The sequence below is a fragment of the Draconibacterium sp. IB214405 genome (assembly GCF_033963885.1).
GTDB lineage: Bacteria > Bacteroidota > Bacteroidia > Bacteroidales > Prolixibacteraceae > Draconibacterium.
The window spans coordinates 566399-586179 of sequence record NZ_JAXBMA010000004.1; the positions used below are offsets into that span (position 1 = coordinate 566399).

General features: G+C 39.5%; 14 protein-coding genes. 7 read left to right on the forward strand and 7 right to left on the reverse strand.

The features are described 5' to 3' along the window. Window positions 1-80 precede the first annotated feature (80 nt). The 5 genes from SLH46_RS14870 (at window position 81) to SLH46_RS14890 (ending at window position 6719) form a co-directional block, all read left to right on the forward strand. Window positions 81-1118 carry a sialidase family protein gene (locus SLH46_RS14870; RefSeq protein ID WP_320281998.1) on the forward strand — a complete coding sequence of 346 codons (1038 nt, stop codon included), beginning with the start codon at window positions 81-83 and terminating at the stop codon, window positions 1116-1118. 99 nt (window positions 1119-1217) lie between these two features. Then, window positions 1218-3710 carry an endonuclease MutS2 gene (locus SLH46_RS14875; RefSeq protein WP_320281999.1) on the forward strand — a complete coding sequence of 831 codons (2493 nt, stop codon included), beginning with the start codon at window positions 1218-1220 and terminating at the stop codon, window positions 3708-3710. A 92-nt stretch (window positions 3711-3802) separates the two neighbouring features. Next, a complete protein-coding gene (locus SLH46_RS14880) occupies window positions 3803-4495 on the forward strand; it encodes an HAD family hydrolase (RefSeq protein WP_320282000.1) in 693 nt (230 codons plus the stop codon). A gap of 124 nt (window positions 4496-4619) precedes the next feature. Continuing rightward, complete coding sequence (locus SLH46_RS14885; protein ID WP_320282001.1) at window positions 4620-5036, forward strand: VOC family protein; 417 nt, start codon at window positions 4620-4622, stop codon at window positions 5034-5036. Window positions 5037-5060: 24 nt separating this feature from the next. Beyond that, window positions 5061-6719, forward strand: a complete 1659-nt coding sequence (locus SLH46_RS14890) for a right-handed parallel beta-helix repeat-containing protein (RefSeq protein WP_320282002.1) — start codon at window positions 5061-5063, stop codon at window positions 6717-6719. A 1325-nt stretch (window positions 6720-8044) separates the two neighbouring features. Here the strand turns inward: SLH46_RS14890 and SLH46_RS14895 are convergent. The 5 genes from SLH46_RS14895 to SLH46_RS14910 all read right to left on the reverse strand — a co-directional run bounded on the left by SLH46_RS14895 (window position 8045) and on the right by SLH46_RS14910 (window position 13583). Then, window positions 8045-8800: an energy transducer TonB gene (locus SLH46_RS14895; RefSeq protein WP_320282003.1), complete on the reverse strand. Its 756-nt coding sequence runs from the start codon at window positions 8798-8800 to the stop codon at window positions 8045-8047. A gap of 288 nt (window positions 8801-9088) precedes the next feature. Beyond that, window positions 9089-9580 (reverse strand): helix-turn-helix domain-containing protein, encoded by a 492-nt coding sequence (locus tag SLH46_RS21715; RefSeq protein ID WP_442873562.1) that lies wholly within the window; start codon window positions 9578-9580, stop codon window positions 9089-9091. A 206-nt stretch (window positions 9581-9786) separates the two neighbouring features. After that, window positions 9787-10200, reverse strand: coding sequence for a hypothetical protein (locus tag SLH46_RS14900; RefSeq protein ID WP_320282004.1), 414 nt, complete (start codon window positions 10198-10200; stop codon window positions 9787-9789). Window positions 10201-10394: 194 nt separating this feature from the next. Continuing rightward, window positions 10395-12680: a beta-glucosidase BglX gene (bglX, locus tag SLH46_RS14905; RefSeq protein ID WP_320282005.1), complete on the reverse strand. Its 2286-nt coding sequence runs from the start codon at window positions 12678-12680 to the stop codon at window positions 10395-10397. Between the two features lie 192 nt (window positions 12681-12872). Further along, window positions 12873-13583: a ThuA domain-containing protein gene (locus SLH46_RS14910; protein ID WP_320282006.1), complete on the reverse strand. Its 711-nt coding sequence runs from the start codon at window positions 13581-13583 to the stop codon at window positions 12873-12875. A gap of 143 nt (window positions 13584-13726) precedes the next feature. Between SLH46_RS14910 and SLH46_RS14915 the strand changes: the two genes are divergently transcribed. After that, window positions 13727-14965 (forward strand): alpha/beta hydrolase family protein, encoded by a 1239-nt coding sequence (locus tag SLH46_RS14915; RefSeq protein WP_320282007.1) that lies wholly within the window; start codon window positions 13727-13729, stop codon window positions 14963-14965. 330 nt (window positions 14966-15295) lie between these two features. After that, the gene (locus tag SLH46_RS14920) at window positions 15296-16069 is read left to right on the forward strand and encodes a class I SAM-dependent methyltransferase (protein ID WP_320282008.1); all 774 of its coding nucleotides are present in this window, start codon (window positions 15296-15298) and stop codon (window positions 16067-16069) included. 95 nt (window positions 16070-16164) lie between these two features. Here the strand turns inward: SLH46_RS14920 and SLH46_RS14925 are convergent, their stop codons facing one another. After that, window positions 16165-18357, reverse strand: coding sequence for a DUF748 domain-containing protein (locus SLH46_RS14925; protein ID WP_320282009.1), 2193 nt, complete (start codon window positions 18355-18357; stop codon window positions 16165-16167). Window positions 18358-18550: 193 nt separating this feature from the next. Beyond that, a complete protein-coding gene (locus tag SLH46_RS14930; RefSeq protein ID WP_320282010.1) occupies window positions 18551-19627 on the reverse strand; it encodes a BamA/TamA family outer membrane protein in 1077 nt (358 codons plus the stop codon). Window positions 19628-19781 lie beyond the last annotated feature (154 nt).

Sequence of the window (19781 nt, forward strand, 5' to 3'; positions counted from 1 at the left end):
ATCAGAGAAAAGATGTCATTTGTTAAATAACGAATGACATCTTTTTCTTTTCTTAGCAGTATTAATCATTCAGTTGAAAAATGAAGAATTTATTCATTTTATTTTGCCTTGCTTTTATAGTATTTACTGCGTGCCGGCAAGAGAATAACACGAACTTCGCGCTTGTCTCTGAAAGCTACATTTCCGACACCTTACAATACGCTCAATGCCACGCATCAACTATTATTGAAACGAAAAACGGGCTTCTCCTTTCGTTCTTTGGCGGACAGTACGAACGCCATCCCCAGGTTAGTATTTACACCGCTGCCTTTGAAAACGGACAATGGCAAAAACCACAAAAAGTTGCCGATGGGAAAATTGATACAACCTATTTCCCAACCTGGAATCCGGTTTTGTTTAGAAACACAAACGAGCAGATTGATCTTTTCTATAAAATTGGCCCCAGCCCAAACGACTGGTGGGGAATGGTAGAACATTCAAACGACGAAGGAAAAACATGGTCGGCACCCGAAAAACTGCCGAACGGAATTCTTGGTCCTATCCGTAATAAACCGATTCAACTAAACTCAGGTGTTATCCTCAGTCCTTCAAGCATTGAAGAAAGCCATGAGCTTTGGAAAGCACATATTGAACGATCAACCGACAATGGACAAACATGGACAAAAATTACCATTCCTTCTCCCGATTCAGTAAAAGTTATTCAACCAACGCTACTTGTTTATCCTGATGAAAGTATACAGGCGCTTCTGCGCAGCAATCAAAATGTTGTTATGGAAAGCTGGTCGCACGACGAAGGAAAATCATGGTCGGAAGTTCAACCAACTACCATTCCTCACCCGAATTCGGGTATTGATGCTATCACTTTACAATCGGGAGCAAAGTTACTGGTCAATAATCCATTGCCAGGTGGCAACTCATGGGAAGCCGGGCGAAACAAACTCGACCTTTATTATTCCGCGGACGGGAAAATCTGGAATACCATTATGCACTTGGAAGATGAACCGGAAGGAGAATTCAGTTATCCGTGTATCATTCAAACAACTGATGGATTAATTCACATAACTTACACCTACAATCGCAGGCAAATAAAACATGTGGTTTTGAGCGCTGTAAATTAGAAATTTAGCCTATTGGATTCGCCTCTCAAAAGTCTGCTGGTGAAAAACTTTGTACTCTAAACTCCTAACACTATTTTTGCAGCTGATTAAGAAAAGGCTATGCAAAACATATATCCAAATAATTTCGAGGCAAAAATTGGTTTCGACCGCATTCGCGAAATGATTTCCAACAAGTGCATTAGCACGATGGGAAACGAGTGGGTGCAGGAAATGCATTTTCAATCGTCGTACGATACCATTTTGCAACAACTGAATGAGGTGAATGAGTTTTGCAGAATCATTCGCGAATTCGATAGTTTCCCGGCCACGCACTTTTATGATTTACGTGAATCTTTGCAAAAAATTCGGTTGGAAGGTCGTTTCCTCGAACCCGAAGAATTGTTTGACCTGAAACGTTCGCTGGAATCAGTTCGTGCCATCGTAAATTTCTTTTCGAAACAAGAAGACGAGGTCTTCCCTATCCTCAAGCAAAAAACGTCGCGGGTTCAGGTGTTCCCATACATCTACGACCGCATTGATGTGATCATCAATAAATTTGGGAAGATACGCGACAACGCATCGCCGGAGCTGGCACAAACCCGCCGGAGTATTTTAAACATGCAGTCGAGCATGTCGAAACGTTTGCACGCCATTTTAAAACAGGCGCAAAAAGATGGCTGGGTGGATGACGATGCATCGGTTTCAATCCGTGACGGACGTGCTGTAATTCCTGTTGCAGCTGCCAACAAACGTAAACTTAAAGGTATTGTTTACGACGAATCGGCCACCGGAAAAACATCGTATGTTGAGCCCAACGAAATCGTGGAAATGAACAACGAGATCCGCGAGTTGGAATATGCCGAACGCCGCGAGATTATTAAAATACTTACCAATTTTGCTAACGACATTCGTCCTTACCTGGAAGAGCTGGCCTACTCCTACGACTTTCTTGGCGAAATGGATTTCATCCGGGCAAAGGCTCTCCTCGCTGTTGAATTTGACGCCATCATACCGGAATTTAAAGAAGAACCGATAGTAGAGTGGTACCAGGCCGTTCACCCGTTGCTATTAAAAACATTAAAAAAAGAGAATCGGAAAATTGTTCCGCTCGATATAAAACTTACCGACGAAAAACATATTCTACTCATTTCAGGACCCAATGCCGGTGGAAAATCGGTTTGTTTAAAAACCACCGGTCTGCTGCAATACATGCTGCAGTGTGGTTTGCTTATTCCTGTTAACGAAGCTAGCCGCACAGGAGTTTTCGAGCAACTTTTTATTGATATTGGCGATGAACAGTCGTTGGAAAACGACCTGAGTACGTATAGTTCGCACCTGATGAACATGAAACATTTTGTGCGCAACTGCAACGAAAAAACGCTGATCCTGATTGACGAATTTGGTACCGGAACCGAGCCAATGTTAGGCGGCGCCATTGCAGAATCCATTCTCGATAAATTGACTCAAATTCGCACATTTGGTGTAATTACCACGCATTACACCAACCTGAAACACTTTGCATCGTCGGCCGAAGGAATTATAAACGGTGCCATGCTATACGATTCGCAACACATGAATCCGCTTTTTAAACTGGATATTGGCAAACCGGGCAGTTCATTTGCTTTTGAGATTGCCCGAAAAATTGGATTACCTGAAGATATTCTGGAACATGCTACCGAAAAAGTGGGGAAAGACCATATTGATTTCGATCGAAACCTAAGGCAAATTAACCGCGACAAACGGTATTGGGAAACCAAGCGTATGAAAATCCGCAAAGTGGAAAAAATTCTTGATGATACAGCGGAAACGTACGAATCGGAATTACAGGAAATTCAGAAACAGCGGAAAGAGATACTGAAAAAAGCAAAAGAAGAAGCCGATGCCTTGCTGAAAGGTGTGAACAAACGGATTGAAAACACCATTCAGGAAATTAAAAAAGCACAGGCCGATAAGGAAAAAACAAAAGAGGCACGATCGAAACTAGGCGATCTGAAAAAAGATATCGACCGCAAAATTACGGGCAACGATTCGCAGATCTCTAAAAAAATGGAGAAACTGCGTCGACGTGAAGACAACCGGAACAAACACCGCCCCGATGAGTCGAAAAAGCCTTTAACCAAAGAAAAGCTGGAGAAACGAATTGAAATGCGCCCCGGCGATAAGGTGCGTTTAAAAGGACAAGACACCATTGGCGACCTTATTGAAATTAACGAAAAAAATGCGGTGGTTGCTTTTGGTCAGCTAATGACAACAATGCCAAGTAAAAATCTGGAGCGCATCAGTAATAATGAGGCGAAAAAACTGGATAAAAACCGTGGCGGACGAGCATCTGTTTTAACAGAGAGTTTTTCGCAACGTCGCCTGAGTTTTAAACCTGAAATTGATATTCGCGGTCAACGTGTGGAAGAAGCCATTGCTAAAATTACCGAATTTATCGACGAAGCGATTATGTTTGAAGCAGGGCAGCTCCGAATCTTACATGGCAAAGGACACGGAATTTTAAAACAAAGTATCCGCGATTACCTGCGATCGGAACCAATGGTTCGCAGCTACAAAGATGAGCATGTTGACTTTGGTGGTGCGGGAATTACAGTGGTAAATTTGGCACTTTAAAAGTGTAATTCTAAATACAAATGCTTACAAATAGCTGAAAGCCAAAACAAATTAATTGTCAGTAAATTCAGCAAAATCAGCGAGCAACAAAAATGAAAACCAATTTCAAAGTAATAGCATTTGATGCCGACGACACCCTCTGGGTAAACGAAACATTCTTCCGCGAAACCGAGGAAAAGTTTTGCGCTCTCTTATCGGATTACAGCACTTCGGATGAAACTATGGAAGTGCTTTTTGCCACCGAAATGCAAAATCTTGAAGAATACGGTTACGGCACCAAAGGTTTTGTGCTTTCGATGATTGAAACGGCACTAAAGATTACCGGCAACAAAGTGCCGCAACAAACTTTGGCGCAAATTATTGAGTTGGGTAAAACGCAGATCAATCAGCCGGTTGAATTGCTTGATGGTATTATTGAAACACTGGAATACCTGAAAGCAAAAGGTTACAAACTGATTGTTGCTACCAAAGGTGATTTACTTGATCAGGAACGAAAACTACAAAAATCGCAACTGGAGAAATACTTTCATCATGTGGAAGTAATGAGCAATAAAAAACGTGCTGATTACCAAAAGCTGATCCGTCACCTTGAAATTGATCCCGAAGATTTTCTGATGATCGGAAACTCCTACAAGTCGGATATCGAGCCGGTTGTACAACTTGGCGGTTTTGGTATTCACATTCCATTTCATATAACCTGGATTCACGAAAAAACAGATGAAATGGAAGAACATCCAAACTGGATAAAACTAAATACAATTAAAGAACTCGGGCAACTTCTGTAAACCTCCTTTATACCCGTTCCTCTCACCAATAAATACATCGTTTAAACATTTTGCCGGCTCCCTGCTTTAATTGTAAAGTACATTAACAAAACGATTTTACTTTCAATACTAAAAAGCGCATTAAATGAAAAAAGTAACAGGCATTGGCGGAATCTTTTTTAAAACAAAAGATCCGGAACAAATGAAGGATTGGTACAACAAAAATCTTGGACTAGTAACAAACGAATACGGATCAGTTTTTGAATTTCGAAAATCGGATTCACCGGACGAAAAAGCCTACTCGGTTTGGAGTCCGTTTAAAGATGACACCGATTATTTTGAACCATCGGAGAAAGAGTTTATGATCAACTACAGGGTTGAAAATATTGAAAAACTGGTGGCCGAATTGAAAGAAGCCGGTGTAACAATTTGCGATGAAATTGAAACCTACGAATACGGAAAATTTGTCCATATCCTCGACCCGGAAAACAACAAAATAGAACTTTGGGAACCTGTTGATGAAGTTTTCCATTCTATGTACGAAGGAAAAACCACAAAATAGTATCTTGCAATAAAATCAATTATTATGAAACCCGGTTTCCTCATAATACTGTTTTCGTTGCTGTTCATTTTGCCCGTACAATCTTCAGCGTCGGAAGTTCCAAACGATACGACTTACATTTTTCTTAAAGATTATGGCTTGTACAAAACCCGGAAAAAGAATGCCACAAAGTACTTCTACAAGGCACTGGAAGATTTAAAAACAGACCAACCAAAGGTTTTGGTATTCTCCACCGGCACTTACCATTTTTATCCTGATGGATGTATCATTAAAGATTATTCTGAGGGAAATACAACGAACAAAAATCCGAAAGTTTGTGCGTTTCATTTTGAGAATATAAAAAATCTGGTGATCGACGGTCGCGGTAGCCGCTTGATTTTTCATCAGGAAATGCAGCCCTTTACTTTCGACAATTGCCAAAATATCACGCTCAAAAACCTGATTATCGATTGGGAGCAACCTTTTGTTGCCCAGGTCGAAATACTAAGAGTAACCGACCATTACATCGATATCGGACTAGATCCGAAAGAATCGCCCTACCGCTTGGTTGAAGGGAAAATATTTTTTGACGTAGGCAATGGCAATTCGAATGAATGGAATGGGACTTTGGAATTTGATCGGAAAGGCCGATTTATCGTTCCACAAACCGGAGAGAATCCCTGCTTAGGAAAAGACTGGGACTTGTATCACGCAGAACCCACAATGCCCGGAATTGTGAGACTACACTTCGAATTTCAACGAAAGCCCCAAATTGGGAATTACCTTGTTATGACGCATTCCGTATCATCGCAGGCTGGTGTTTTTATTCACCAATCGGAGCATACTGAAATAAATAACCTGAGAATATTTCACTCGGCTGGCCCGGGCATAATTGCAAATCGTTGTAACGATTTAACCATTGATCGCTATCAGGCAATCCCAAATCGCTCTAATAATCGATATTTTTCGGGCTTAAGCAACGGTCTTCAACTAGCTAACTGCAAAGGAGATATCGAAATCAAAAACTGTACATTTCAGGGATTAATGGGTGACGCAATCGTTAGTGGCAACTCAACCTTCAAATCAAACGGAGAGCTTAATGATATAAATACAAACTCTGAACTACTTACTATTGCAAACAATAACTTTAACAGTTGCCGGGGCAGCGGAATTGTATTAACAACGGCCGGTACCGTTGAGATTAAGAACAATACTTTTGAAACCAGCGGAAGTGCAGTTCTTATTACTGCAGAACCGAAAAATAGCCATCAAACAGAGGCTATTAAGGAGGTAACAATAGCCAATAATACATTTAAAGCCTATTGTAACTCCAGCACTTACAACTTGTGTGAAGCTGTTATTTCCGTTTTCCCCACTATCCCGGAAATTAACGAAAAGTCTCTCCCCTATAATAAAAATATCAGTATTGTAAGTAATCAATTTAATCCTTTTGACTTTCCGTTAATCTATGCATTGTCGGTTAACGGACTTGTTTTTAATAACAACACCATCACCGAAAATTTGGAGTTTGAACCTTTTCACGACCGCCAATACAATTTCAGCTTTGATTATTGCAGGAATATTACTGTTACGGGAAATATTTTCTCTGATGATGTTCGGGGTAAAAATATGCTTTTAAAGAAAACATCACCGGATCAACTCAAAACCGATCTGGCTGAAACTTTTAGCATTGAAAGGTACTAAATACTGATACCAACATTCATAATTTCTGACATCGTAGGTCAATAATTCCTAATCTGATTGCAGGGCTAAATCCGTTAAAAATATTATTGTACTTTTGGCGCTGGACGCAATTTTCATAAAATATTTAAAATACTGTTGGTGGTTCCACTGATGAGTGGTCCTGCTTTTTCAGTACACTTTTTGAAGTGGTTTGTAAACACAAAAACCGTTCATTTTTTGAACGGTTTTTTTCATTTGCTATAATTCGGAAAGAATAAATATTTAGAACTCTGTCTAAAGAGGGAATATATTTTATTTTACATAATTCTAAAATATAAGCAAAAAGAAAGGGTAGAACTAATGGACGCTTTTTAATGATGATTGATAATTTACAAACCCCTTTATACAGAACCAATCAAATTAGAAGTCGTTCTACCCTGTTATACAAACCCTATATTTTTATTTTCCTAATTTCGAGTTATAATGAGCAAGCTTTAGACCAAAAACTATAAATACCTGTTTATATGACACTTAAGCGTGCCAAGCTTTATTTGCCGCTTCCCGATATGGGACATTTTTCTCAAATAGACTCAAAAACGATCTGCCCCATTTAATATAAGTGCAGGGTAAAGTGTGTTACTGTATGGAATTGTAGAGCAACATAATCTCAAGGGAAATTCATGGATTTAATACCTACGGTAATTGATAAAAAGAACAAAAGCGAGATAAAAACAAAAGGCAACTCAACAGTTGCCTTTTTATATGTTCTTACGTCTTCGTAAGATGTAAAAGAATTGTGCCATTTTTAAGTGATCAGGTTTCAGATCTTTTTGAGGTATTTTGCTAATCCTCCGATCTGCTTCGATCGTTCTAACTCAATCAAAGTTATGAATAACAAACACAAAAACCTTGAACACACATGGCATTTCAGCAATTTTCAGCAAATAGCTGACATGCCTCTCAGCGTTTTTGTCCTCACTCTAAGCAATAACATTTATGCGATAGTTGTATTAAAGTTAAAGAGCTATTCATGAACCATTGAAAGGGGATTTAAAATTGAAGCAAAAGAAAAGGGCAGTTCATCAACTGCCCTTATTAATGTTAACCCCCAAACACACAATAGGTCTGAACGACCTATCAACAGCAAAATAAATAATTCTTTTTTATTTACACAAATAAACAGGTGTATTTTAGGCTATTTTCAGCAAATTGCTGATACGAGACTCAGCAATTTGTCAATTACTTTAATGTCAACGACTAATGAAACTGGTAATTACTGATGTATAAAACAAAACCCGGAACAAATTCCGGGCTATTTATTTTCATGTAAAAATGATGATTTAAAGCTACCTGTTTTCCTCCTTCATTGCCAAAAATGCTTTGTACGATTCTAATCCTTCTACCCGGGCAAAGAATTCGGCATTCATATCAAGCGTTCCGAGTTCAAATAAACGTGTCCAATCTTCCTGTGCACCTTCAATATTCCCTCTTTCGTACCTGGCCAGTCCACGCATTAAAAGCAGACTTTGATCGTATGGCATATATTTGATACCGTGTGTAAAAAGACGTTCTGCTTTTTTTGATTTTCCATTAGCGTAAAAAGATTTTGCGCCTTTTTTAAAACAATTTTCAGAAATGGCAAGAAATTTTTCATGTGCTTTTTCCGCGTTCTCCTCTATTGAAAAGACAATTGACACTTCCTGCTCCATACTAACTGGGATACCATCCCTGATACCGGGTTTCCACTTGCCATTTGTTGACTCAAGGACACGAACAATTTCTTCATTAATAACCGGACAAATGCCATTAACAATGTCAATGTTTGTAACTTTACCAAGGGCATTTACCTTAAACTTAATTACCTCTGTGCCTTCGTTTGCACAACTTACAGCTTTATCAGGATACTTTATATTTGTTACCAGGTAGTTGTGCAAGTTGTTGGCATCCGGAGCTGTCAAATTAATGTAGTTATCAATGCCTGTAAAAGCAGGCGGCGAGATTGCAACTTCATCAATTTTTTTGTTAAGGTTAGTGTTTTCGTTTTGACCGAGTGCCAGCAAACATATACAACATGCCAGCATTGTAATTAATAATTTTTTCATGGCTTTTTATGGTCTTTAATTAACATTAATACTTTGGTTTCTGATCGCTTTTTCCCTCCTTTCCTGGTCAGAAACTTTTAATATTCAAGGTAAGCCAAATACCAAAGTTATTACTAACAACTATGTTGCAATTGTTATACATGATTTTAAATCCTTTAAATTATGAGCGATTATTTAAACTATGTCTCACCTGCTGAAAACTCGAAAGTCTAGATCTCATAAAACATGAGTTTAAAAATTCAGGAGAAGAAAATAGTCCGGTGGATTCGTTTTATAAAACCTGGAGCATTACCTGAAAAGGAAGAATGAAAGGATGAGCACGAGAATAATAATAAACACGAAGTACAGAAGACGCCGGTATTGCTTTGATCTACATTTTTTATTTTGTGCTTTTGTTTTATGGATGAAAGGTGGGATTAAAACTTTAGCATGTTTTTTATATTCACCCGGCGAATACCCAAAATAATCGTGAAAACATTTATTAAAATAACTTGGGCTTGCAAATCCAACCGAATATGCGATTTCTGAAATGTTTTTGTTGCTACTTAGCAACAGTTCCTTTGCTCTCAGCAATCGGGTTTCACGGATAAAACAACTCGCCGACAGCCCCGCATAGGTCTTTAATCTGCGGTGCAACTGCGATCTGCTTAAACTGACTTCTTTTGCAAGATCTTTTACACAAAAATTATCATTGTTCAGCTTGCTTAAGACAATTCCGCGTAATTCAGTTATAAATTCAGATTCATACTCAACATCCCTATTTTCAGTTGTTGCCAACACATCAGTTTTGGTTAACTATTATTTTTCCCCGATTTTTAGTGTGCCCGCGAATGGAAATTCGCTATTACATACGTTTTTTTTGAAAAAAAGATATGAGTTTACTGACTTAAAATTGGTTAAATTATTTGTTGACTATCGTATTTAGGGAGAGTTAAGAAGGCATGGCGATGTATTTTTGTATGAAGCTTATGAGTTAAAACTTTATTTCACACACCAAGCTGAACATCTTCGCGTTCCCTTCCAACTTTGTGCAATGTTGAAGTAGCCAATAAATTTGATTTATAAAGATCGGAAATATATTCAACTGCTTTTGGATACGTTTCAATATCGCGCCGAACTTCCAGAATGGTAATATCCGGATCGGGATTATCTACCATTTCGTTGTAAACAGGTGCCCTGAACTCAGTACACGGAACCAAAACCTCATTCTCGTAATTATATCCAAAATCATTGTGGCGGGCAAAAACAAATTCCATGTCCGTTTTTCCAAAACCCATTTCGTAGAACCTTGCAAAACACAAATATACCTTACCGTCAGGCAATCCATAAAAGTGCACCGGATAATGGGTTGGCAGAAATGTCATGTACGATTTGTGGATTAACTTGCTCAATAATTTCATAATATGCAAGTTATAGTGGTTTTGTCGTTTGCTAAATTAACGAAAAATAACACTGCTCCAACTGATAAGTTTTATCGAAATGTTAAAAAATGTTATGCTAAATATTAAATGCGTTAAAACCCGGCTGAAATTGTAACAAAAAGGCGGTCCCGATAATTCGGAACCGCCTCTTTCTGTATGCTATATTAGAACTTTTATTTTAAGCTAAATGAAGATTCAAGACCTTCTGCAGAATTTGGTCCAACCCACAGGTTAAAATCACCGGGCTCAACATTCCATTCACCGGAAGCACCGTAGTACTCCAAATCTTTTGTTGTTATTTCAAAACTTACCACTTTCGATTCTTTTGGTTCCAGGGTAATTTTCTCAAAGCCTTTTAACTCTTTTACCGGGCGAGAAATACTACCAACCAGATCGCGAATGTATAGCTGAGCAATTTCTTCGCCGGCTACCTCTCCGGTATTTGTTACAGTTGCTTTAACTACAATTTTACTATCCGCTGTTAGCTCAGTGCTTGACAGTTCCAAACCGGAATAACTAAAAGTTGTATAACTTAAACCATAACCAAACGGATAAAGCGGTTCTTTGCTCTCGTCGGTATAGTGCGACCAGAATACATTTCCTTCACCATTTGTTGGGCGACCTGTATTAAAATGGTTGTAATACAATGGCTGCTGCCCCACCGATTTTGGGAACGATACCGGCAGTTTTCCGGCAGGATTGTAATCACCAAATAACACTTCGGCAATTCCATTTCCGGCTTCTGATCCCAGGTGCCAGCATTCAACTATTGCAGGAACGTTTTCAGCCATCCAGTTAATCTCAATCGGGCGACCGTTCATCAAAACAACCACAACATTTTTATTCACTTTACAAACTTCTTCCAACAACTCTTGTTGTAGTCCTTTCATCGAAATATCAGTCTGGCTACGGCCTTCACCGGTTTGCCAGCAATCTTCACCCAAAGCAATTACCACAACATCCGATTTTGATGCCAACGATTTTGCAGCTGCCATTCCGCTTCTGTTGCTGGTATTGATTTTCAATTCTGTAACAAATGAGCGATAACCAACAGTATAATCCGGTCCCTTGGCAAAACTGATTTTCGAGGTTCCGGTAGTATTTTTTATTCCTTCAACTAAAGAAACAGCAGAATTGGTAATTGCTTTTGCTCGCCAACTTCCTAACGGCACATCTTTGCTTTCGGCCAATTCGCCAATAACAGCAATACTTAAACCATCCTTTTTCAGAGGTAGCAAATTGTTTTCATTTTTCAACAATACAATACTTCTTTTGGCCGCTTCTTTTGCCGCTGCAAGGTGCTCGTCGCAGCGCATAACAGTTTTTTCGCGCTCAGGATTACAGTATTTGTATGGATCGTCGAACAAGCCAAGTTTGAACTTGATTGTTAAAATTCTGCGAACTGCGTCGTCAATTAAAGCCACATCAACTTCACCTTCGTTCACTAATTCTTCCAGGTTATTAATATAGGCGTTACCTTCCATATCCATATCCGAACCGGCAGTAATGGCCTTCAGAGCAGCTTCCTTTTTATCGGCAGCAACTCCGTGTGGCAAAAGTTCACCTATCGAGTTCCAGTCGGAAACTACAAAACCATCAAACCCCCACTCGCCTTTCAAGATATCGCGTTGTAAGTATGAACTGGCAGTGGCCGGTGTTTCGTTAATGGTATTAAAAGCGTTCATAAATGTCGCCACTCCTGCGTCAACACATGCTTTAAACGGAGGGAAAACAATGTTATGCAAAGTTGGATCGCCGATTTGTACCACATTATAGTCGCGGCCCGATTCGATAAAACCATAGGCTGCAAAGTGTTTTGCACACGCTGCAATAGTTGTTTCATCCGAAAGGTCATCGCCTTGGAAACCTTTTACACGGGCATATGCCATTTTAGCTCCCAGGTACGGATCTTCGCCCGAACCTTCCATAAAACGTCCCCAGCGGGCATCGCGGGCTATATCTACCATCGGTGCAAAAGTCCAGTGTAAACCAACTGCCGATGCTTCAACAGCTGCTATTCGCGATGATTTTTTTGCCAGTTCCGGTTCCCAGCTGGCAGCTTCTGCCAACGGAATCGGAAACATCGTTTCGTATCCATGAATTACATCGTAAGCCAAAATAAGAGGAATTCCCAGGCGACTGCTATCTACCGCCCAACTTTGGATGTTGCGGGTAGCTTTAGCGCCGGTAACGTTCAGCATCGATCCGATTTTTCCCTCTTTTACCATAGTATAAAAGGCCATTGAATCAACACTTTCCGGAGCAGGACCGGTCATTTCCCAGCGTGAAGAGTACTGGTTTAACTGACCAATCTTTTCAATTAGGGTCATTTTTGCCAATAAAGCCTCAACTTTTACATCAATGGCCGAATCAGCTTCTGAAGTTTTAGTTTTGTTGTCTGTTTGACAAGACACAGCGATAATACTCATTACAAGTAAAGAAATAATTAGTTTATGCATTAGACGAAATAAATGTTTTTACTTATTGTATTTTTTACAGTTTGGACAAATATAATATAAAATGCTACTTAATTCCTACTGTTTTAAGCAAATAATAGAATTATAAGGCTGATTTTTACCGTTTCAAAATAAGGAGGTTACGTTTATGGACTTATGATTAGATTAAAAGCTGGCTGAAGAAAAGCCGAAGAATTAATTGGAAGTATTTAAATACTGAATAGCCTGCAACAGCAGCTTTCTGTAATCTTCATTTTCGTAAGTACGTTTGTCGTGGCCCGGCTGAATGTAAACAATTGTTGAGGCGTTGTAATGGTTTTCCCAGGCCACGTATTCCGCACTTTTTGGATGCCGTGTTCGCAACAAGGGCTTTACTTCATCCGAAATCCGGATGTTGTCGTAAACTTCGTCGAAAAAACGTAATTCGCGAAAACCTGCTGTAACAGGCGTATAATTTTCGATGGAGCAGTACACCCACACATCATGTTCGTACTCCGACCATTCATCCTCCGGAATATTATCGTTCTCCTCTACATAACGACCGCCAATTAATTGCTCAAAAGCCGGCCATTTCTGATACGAAGCCAACGCATGATGTAAAAACAAAAAGGGCTTCCCTTGTTTTGTCAGTCTCAGGTAAGCAGCCTTTTCATCGGACGAAATATCGTCCCACATGTCGTAAAATACCAGCACGTCAAACTCACTGCCAAGACCACTTGCAATTTTGTTGTTGGCTTCCGGCTGTGCAAAATGTTCGTATTCAATTTCACTCATCTGGTCGAAAAGGTTAAAAAACTCAACGGTATCGTAGCTGTGTCCGCCTGTAACCAACATTACTTTTATGGGTTGAGCATGGGTAAGAGAAATAATTGTACTGAATAAAAAGAAAAGTAGAAGTTTCTTCATGTTGCGTGGTTTTAGTGTAGAAACTGTTTTAAATCTTCTGATACCTAAAATAAGAAATTCATTGAATTCAGAAGTATAAAACTTTATTGTCAGCAAAAATTAGCCTATTTTTGATTGAAACAATTCTTAAAAAACACATAGCCATGAATAAAAAACTTATTCAATTTCTATTCTACATCTCGTTATTTGCCGTTGTTTTTGTTTCGTGCGACGAAATGGACGACGTGGAAACACCGGTTACCGGTAATGAATACCTGGTTGAGGCCGAGTTGCAGTTTTCGATTCCCAAAACAATTATTGATTTTACTATTGCCGCAGCAAGTATTGAATACCCGGAACTGTCGGAAATCAGCGATCTGATACAATCAGGAGTGGACGTGTATAAAATTACTTATAAAACTACTTTTAACGACAACTCTGTGATTGCCTCGGGCATGGTTGCCCTCCCCGATGTTGCCGGCGAATATCCGGTTTTAAGTTATCAGAACGGCACAAATACGGAACACAGTAAAGCGCCGAGTGTTGATTCGGATAACCAGCTTTTCCAAATTCTGGAAATGATGGGATCAACAGGATTTATTATTTCACTGCCAGATTACCTCGGTTTTGGAGAGGCTGACGATATGTTTCATCCTTATTTACACCGCGAGTCGACTGTACAAACGGTTACTGATATGCTAAAAGCAGTTCGCGAGTTCATTGATGATGAAGATGAGATTTCACTAAATAACGACCTCTACCTTGCCGGGTATTCGCAGGGTGGTTGGGCGACCATGCAGGTTCAGCAAGCCATTGAAGCCGACGCCGGTTTTGAATACGATTTACAGGCAAGCGCGTGCAGTGCGGGGCCATACAACCTGGTGACACTTAATGAATATGTGGTAGGTTTGGAGGAATATCCCCAACCCTATTTTCTGGCGTATATTTTTAACAGCTACCTGCAACTTGGATTAACAACGTCAATCGAAACGGTTTTTAATGAGCCTTATGCAGCTAAAATTCCAACAATGTTTGATGGAATTACTTCGGGATCGGATTTAAACGCAGAGCTGACAACCACAATTACGGACTTATTCACTCCGGAATATCTTGCCGGATGGAATACAGAAACAGCGTATATGGATGTACTCGACATGTTGGATGACAACAGTGTTCCGGCATTTCTTCCCACTGTGCCAACCAAGCTGTTTTACGGAACAGCCGATACTTATGTGCCGCCAATTGTGAGCGAAGAAAAGTATGATGAATTTATAGCTGCCGGAGCCTCAACAAGCTTAGTTCAGAAAGTTCCTCTTGAAGGACTGGACCACACCGGTGGAATTCTGCCTGCCGGACTCGCATCTATTCTTTGGTTTATTGCATTGGAAAATGTTACCATGTAAACATTGTTTAGTAAAGGACAGCATGTTGCATTTTAAAATACAGTTTTTGTAATTCGGTTAAATACTCCCATCCGAAAATTTGATCGATAAAATGTTGGACACTTGTTCAGGTTAACAGAATAGTTTAAGTTTGTACGCGTAAAATTAATGCATGTTAAGATTTAATTTGGATTCCGTAAAGTAAATAACCTTAAGCAGTTGGCTTTTGGTTATCCCCTTGTAGTTCTCAGCCAGCTTCTTGTCTGAGTTATTTTCATATTATTTTTACAAATCGCCTGAAACCTTAAATTGCAAAAGTAGCATCGTGTTTTGGGCAAATAACATTTACAAATGAGTAAGGAAAATACATCTATACACGAATTCGATTTAAATTTAATTTGCGAATATTTTTCTCAGCTTGAGCGCCAGGGACCTGGCAGTCCAGAAGTAACAATTAAGGCACTGAGTTTTATCGAAGGCCTTTCCGAGACCTCCAGAATTGCAGATATTGGCTGTGGAACCGGAGGACAAACAATGGTTTTGGCACAGCATGCTCCAGGTCACATACAGGGGCTCGACCTCTTCCCCACTTTTATCGATCTCTTTAACAACAATGTACAAAAGCACCACCTGCAAGAGCGCGTAAGAGGCATCGTTGGCTCCATGGACAAACTGCCATTTCAACCTGAAGAGTTTGATTTAATCTGGTCAGAAGGAGCCATTTACAACATTGGTTTTGAGCGCGGATTAAAAGAATGGAAAGAGTTTCTGAAACCGGGTGGCTATGTAGCAGTAAGTGAAGCATCGTGGTTTACCGAAGAGCGCCCGCACGAGATTGAAGAATTCTGGCTGGACGCTTATCCCGGAATCGATACCATTCCGAATAAAATAGCACAAATGCAACGTGCCGGTTATGTCCCGGTGGCATCATTTAATTTGCCGGTTAACTGTTGGATTGAGCATTTTTATGCTTTACAGACCGAGGCTCAAAATATTTTCTTGCAGAAACATGCAGGAAACAATGCTGCTGAAGGTTTTATTGCCAACCAAAGGCACGAAGAAAAGTTGTACTACAGGTACAAGAATTTTTATGGGTATGTATTTTACATCGGAAGGAAACTATAGCAGTTGAATAGTAAGGATCGCTTCTTTTTTTGAAAGCGATCCTTGTTTTTGCCTTTTATTACTACCTGATGCAAGCAGTGTTTTTGTATGGTATTTTATTCATCAGGATTCTCGTCTTCAGCCAGCTTATAGGAAATAGCGAACCGTGGCCGGCTGCCTATATTTAAAACTTCACCCTCGTTGTATTTCAGTAGTCGAATTGTAGTTGAATCATTTTGCTGCGTTAAATAATCCTGCACCATCTGCAGGCGTTTATTTTCGCGGTATAAAATAATGCTGTCAACTTTATCCGCCGGAGCTAATAAACGCTCGTAATCCTGAATTACCAACGAATCTAGTTTCGTTTCGTTTTTTAAGTAGTCGAGGTAGTCATTCCGGTGCATAGCAGGATTCTTATTCGTTTTGGCTTTGTAGTCATTCTGAACAAGCTCAGTTGCTGCGTCAATTCGCTCAAGTTTTCGGTCGTTCATGTATTGCATTTCAACCAGTAATTCCGGTTTTTGCTGCTCCAAATCAAGCAACAAGTCTAACGATCGGCGTTGTTTGCCCGTTAAAGTTGTGTCGCTGTAAATCATTGTTATTTCTTCCAGTTCTTTAGGATCGGCACCCAGCAAGTTACCAAGAGCTCTAAATGGTGAGGACACTATTTTCCCCATAAATCCTTTGAAAGTATTCCACACAATTTTACCAACATCAGTTTTTGGATCCGACAGATCGCCCGTTACCGGAATATCCAGATTCACATCACCATTCTTATCTTTAAGAATAAACAAAGCCAGCTTAATAGGAACATCGTATAATCCTCCAGTTTTGCGCCCCATCTCAACATTACGGATCACCAGCTCATTTTCGCTGTTCAACTGTTTATTCAGAATGGTAGTTTTATTTCTGTAATACATGTCACCAAACAAAATTGGCAAGCCGGCATAGTGTTTCGAGTATATATTTATATCGGGCAACTGAAAATCGGATAACACATAATTCAGCTCAATATGTTGAAAAGGATCGTATGGATTCCAGCCCAATTCAGCTTCCAGATTACCACGTTTATTAAGCTTCATACTCGAAGTAATTTCCAGCCAGTTGCTGTTTAACGATAGAGAATCCATATCAACATGCACCTGCGAAAGTTCGTAATTAAATATCTCCTTCATTCTCTGATCGCTAAAATCAATAAGCCCACTATCAATTACAAATTTATCGATAAGAATATCGTATGTTTCAGCTGCCTCACTTTCTGCCGATCCTGAATCTTCCTCATCTTCTCCCATAACCATCATTTCCTCAAAATTCGAGAGCGAATCGATCAGGGCAAAATAGGTGTATGGCCCGATAATTTCAATCTTACCAATTTCGGCTTCATACATTAGTGGCTTCGACCGGGTAAGCTCTAACCGGGTTTTCGCTGCTCCCAGAACTTCTTTATCAGACGGATCTGTAAACATCAAACTATCAACACTTGCACTTCCGGACAACGACAAATGCATCAAATCCTCCTGATTACCGTTGAGTTGCACCACAGCATCCATTGTGCCTCTCATATCTTTAAAATTCATGTATTCCTGAATGTATGGCAAGAAGATATTAAGCGCCAACTTATGCAGTTCTGCTTTACCAGAAAAGTCACCCGTTTGCGAATTAAAATCGAAGGTTGTGTTAATGCTGCCACCATCTCCAATATTAAAAGCCAGGTCAGCAGAACTTTCCGCTCCACCCCAATAAATTTGGGGGATCAGGAAACTAATATTCTGCATCCCGATTGTATGATCCAGCTGGGTATCAGTGTAACGAAGCGCGCCGTTTTTTATCTCCAGTAAATTCAGGTTTAAACGATACGGATCGGTTTCAGTTGTGTCTACTGCAACTTCCTGCTCTTCTGTATCGAAAAACTCAATCAGGTCGGTAAAATTAAAAATTGTATCAGTTTGAATAACTTGCGAATAAGGATTCACCAGTTTGAATTGCTGTACGTTAATTTCGTGTTTGAATACACGTAGTGGTTTCATGTTCAGCAATAGCGAATCGAAGCCAACAAAAACATCGGTATTGTTTTGCTCGTACATGGCAACATTAAACACCTGCAAAGTAGAGGTAAAATAGTTGTACTTTATTTTTTCGATACTGATGTTTCGCCCTGTAAGTTCAACACCGTTTTTATTGATGTAATTTTTGATTACTCCCGGTGCAATGGCAAGAATAACTATCACAATCACACTCACCACAGCAAGTACGATAAGAGCGATACGTTTCCATTTTCCTGTTTTTTGTTTTCCTTCTTTTGCTCCCATATTGGCAGACTGTTATTGCTGAACTTGTAATTTTTGAGATTAAAGTTATGGTATTTTACACATAACAACAATCAATTTTTCTGGTTTAATTTTCTGAGAAAATTTGGGTAAGAACACCCTTTCGAAGATGTCTTACTACTCTAAAAACTCAAAATAAGTTGGTAAATTATGTCGTTTCAGGAAATCACATACATTAGAAAGCTTCACCTATGCGGAAATACACGCCCCAATCGTCTTTACCCAGTGCCGCATCAAGACCAATGTTAAACTTCGCCTTTTTAAACGCCTGGTAACGGTAACCAACACCAAATCCGGGGTAAAGATCCCAATCAAAGTCTTCGGTTGGTGAACCATAAATGGTGGCAAGTCCGGCAAAACCTACCAGCCCCATACGATTGGCAAAGTTATAACGGTACTCCCCTTGTACAGCCATTAAACCATCGCCCCGGTATTTTGCCTCAGAGTAGCCTCTGATATCGTTTCCGCCAATAACAACCTGTTGTTCAAAAGCAATGTCTCCAATACCAAATGTTCCTGAAAAACGCGCTGCAATAACATCTTTATTGTCGCGTGCAGGGAAATAGGTATTGTATTCGGTAATAATTTTATTGGCTTCTATATCGTTACCCATCCACTGAGGAAAAGAGTTCCATTTTAACCTGATTTGTTTTCCGCTAAACGGATAATAAACCTCATCGCGACTATCGTACAACAAGATATACTGCAGTGAGTGAGTTTCTGTTGTGGCGTCGGGTTGAACCTCATCTTCGTATTCGGTAAAATGATGGGCAAATGTATAGTTCAAACCAAAATAAAGTTCAGAAAGAATTCTTCGCTGAACGCCAATGCTTACCATGGTAGTTTTTGTCTTGTAATCGTAAAATCCCGGAGATACATCATAATCGTAGTAAAACTGTGAAATATGATTTCCGGTTGCCCCGTAAAATTGAATTCGCCATTTGTCTTCGGCCAGATGCCAGCGGTTAAAAAATCCAATAAATTTTGAGCCGTTGGTGGTAAAAACGCCTGTTAAACCGGATAACGATTTTGGAGAGATCGTATCGTTCGGATTTAGCCGGTACATTGCCAGCGGTAAAATACCATACATAAAATCGAGATTTCTATTATAGCTCATATATGGCATCAGGTTAAAATTGAAATTCTTTTCTTCTTTTTCCTGCTTGGCTGAAATACTGTCGTTAGCAACAGATTGAGCATAACTACTGAATGCGCTTAACAATACAAAGGCGAGGATCAAATATTTTCTCATATTATAAGAGGTTGATTATTTAAGTATAATTCCTAGTAATTTATGAAAAATCACTCATATAAATGAAATTTTTTGTGCGATTAAATAAATTACCAATTGTTGCATTTTGAAGAATTCGCCCTGTTCCTTTTTTCGTTTCAAAGTGAGTAACAGC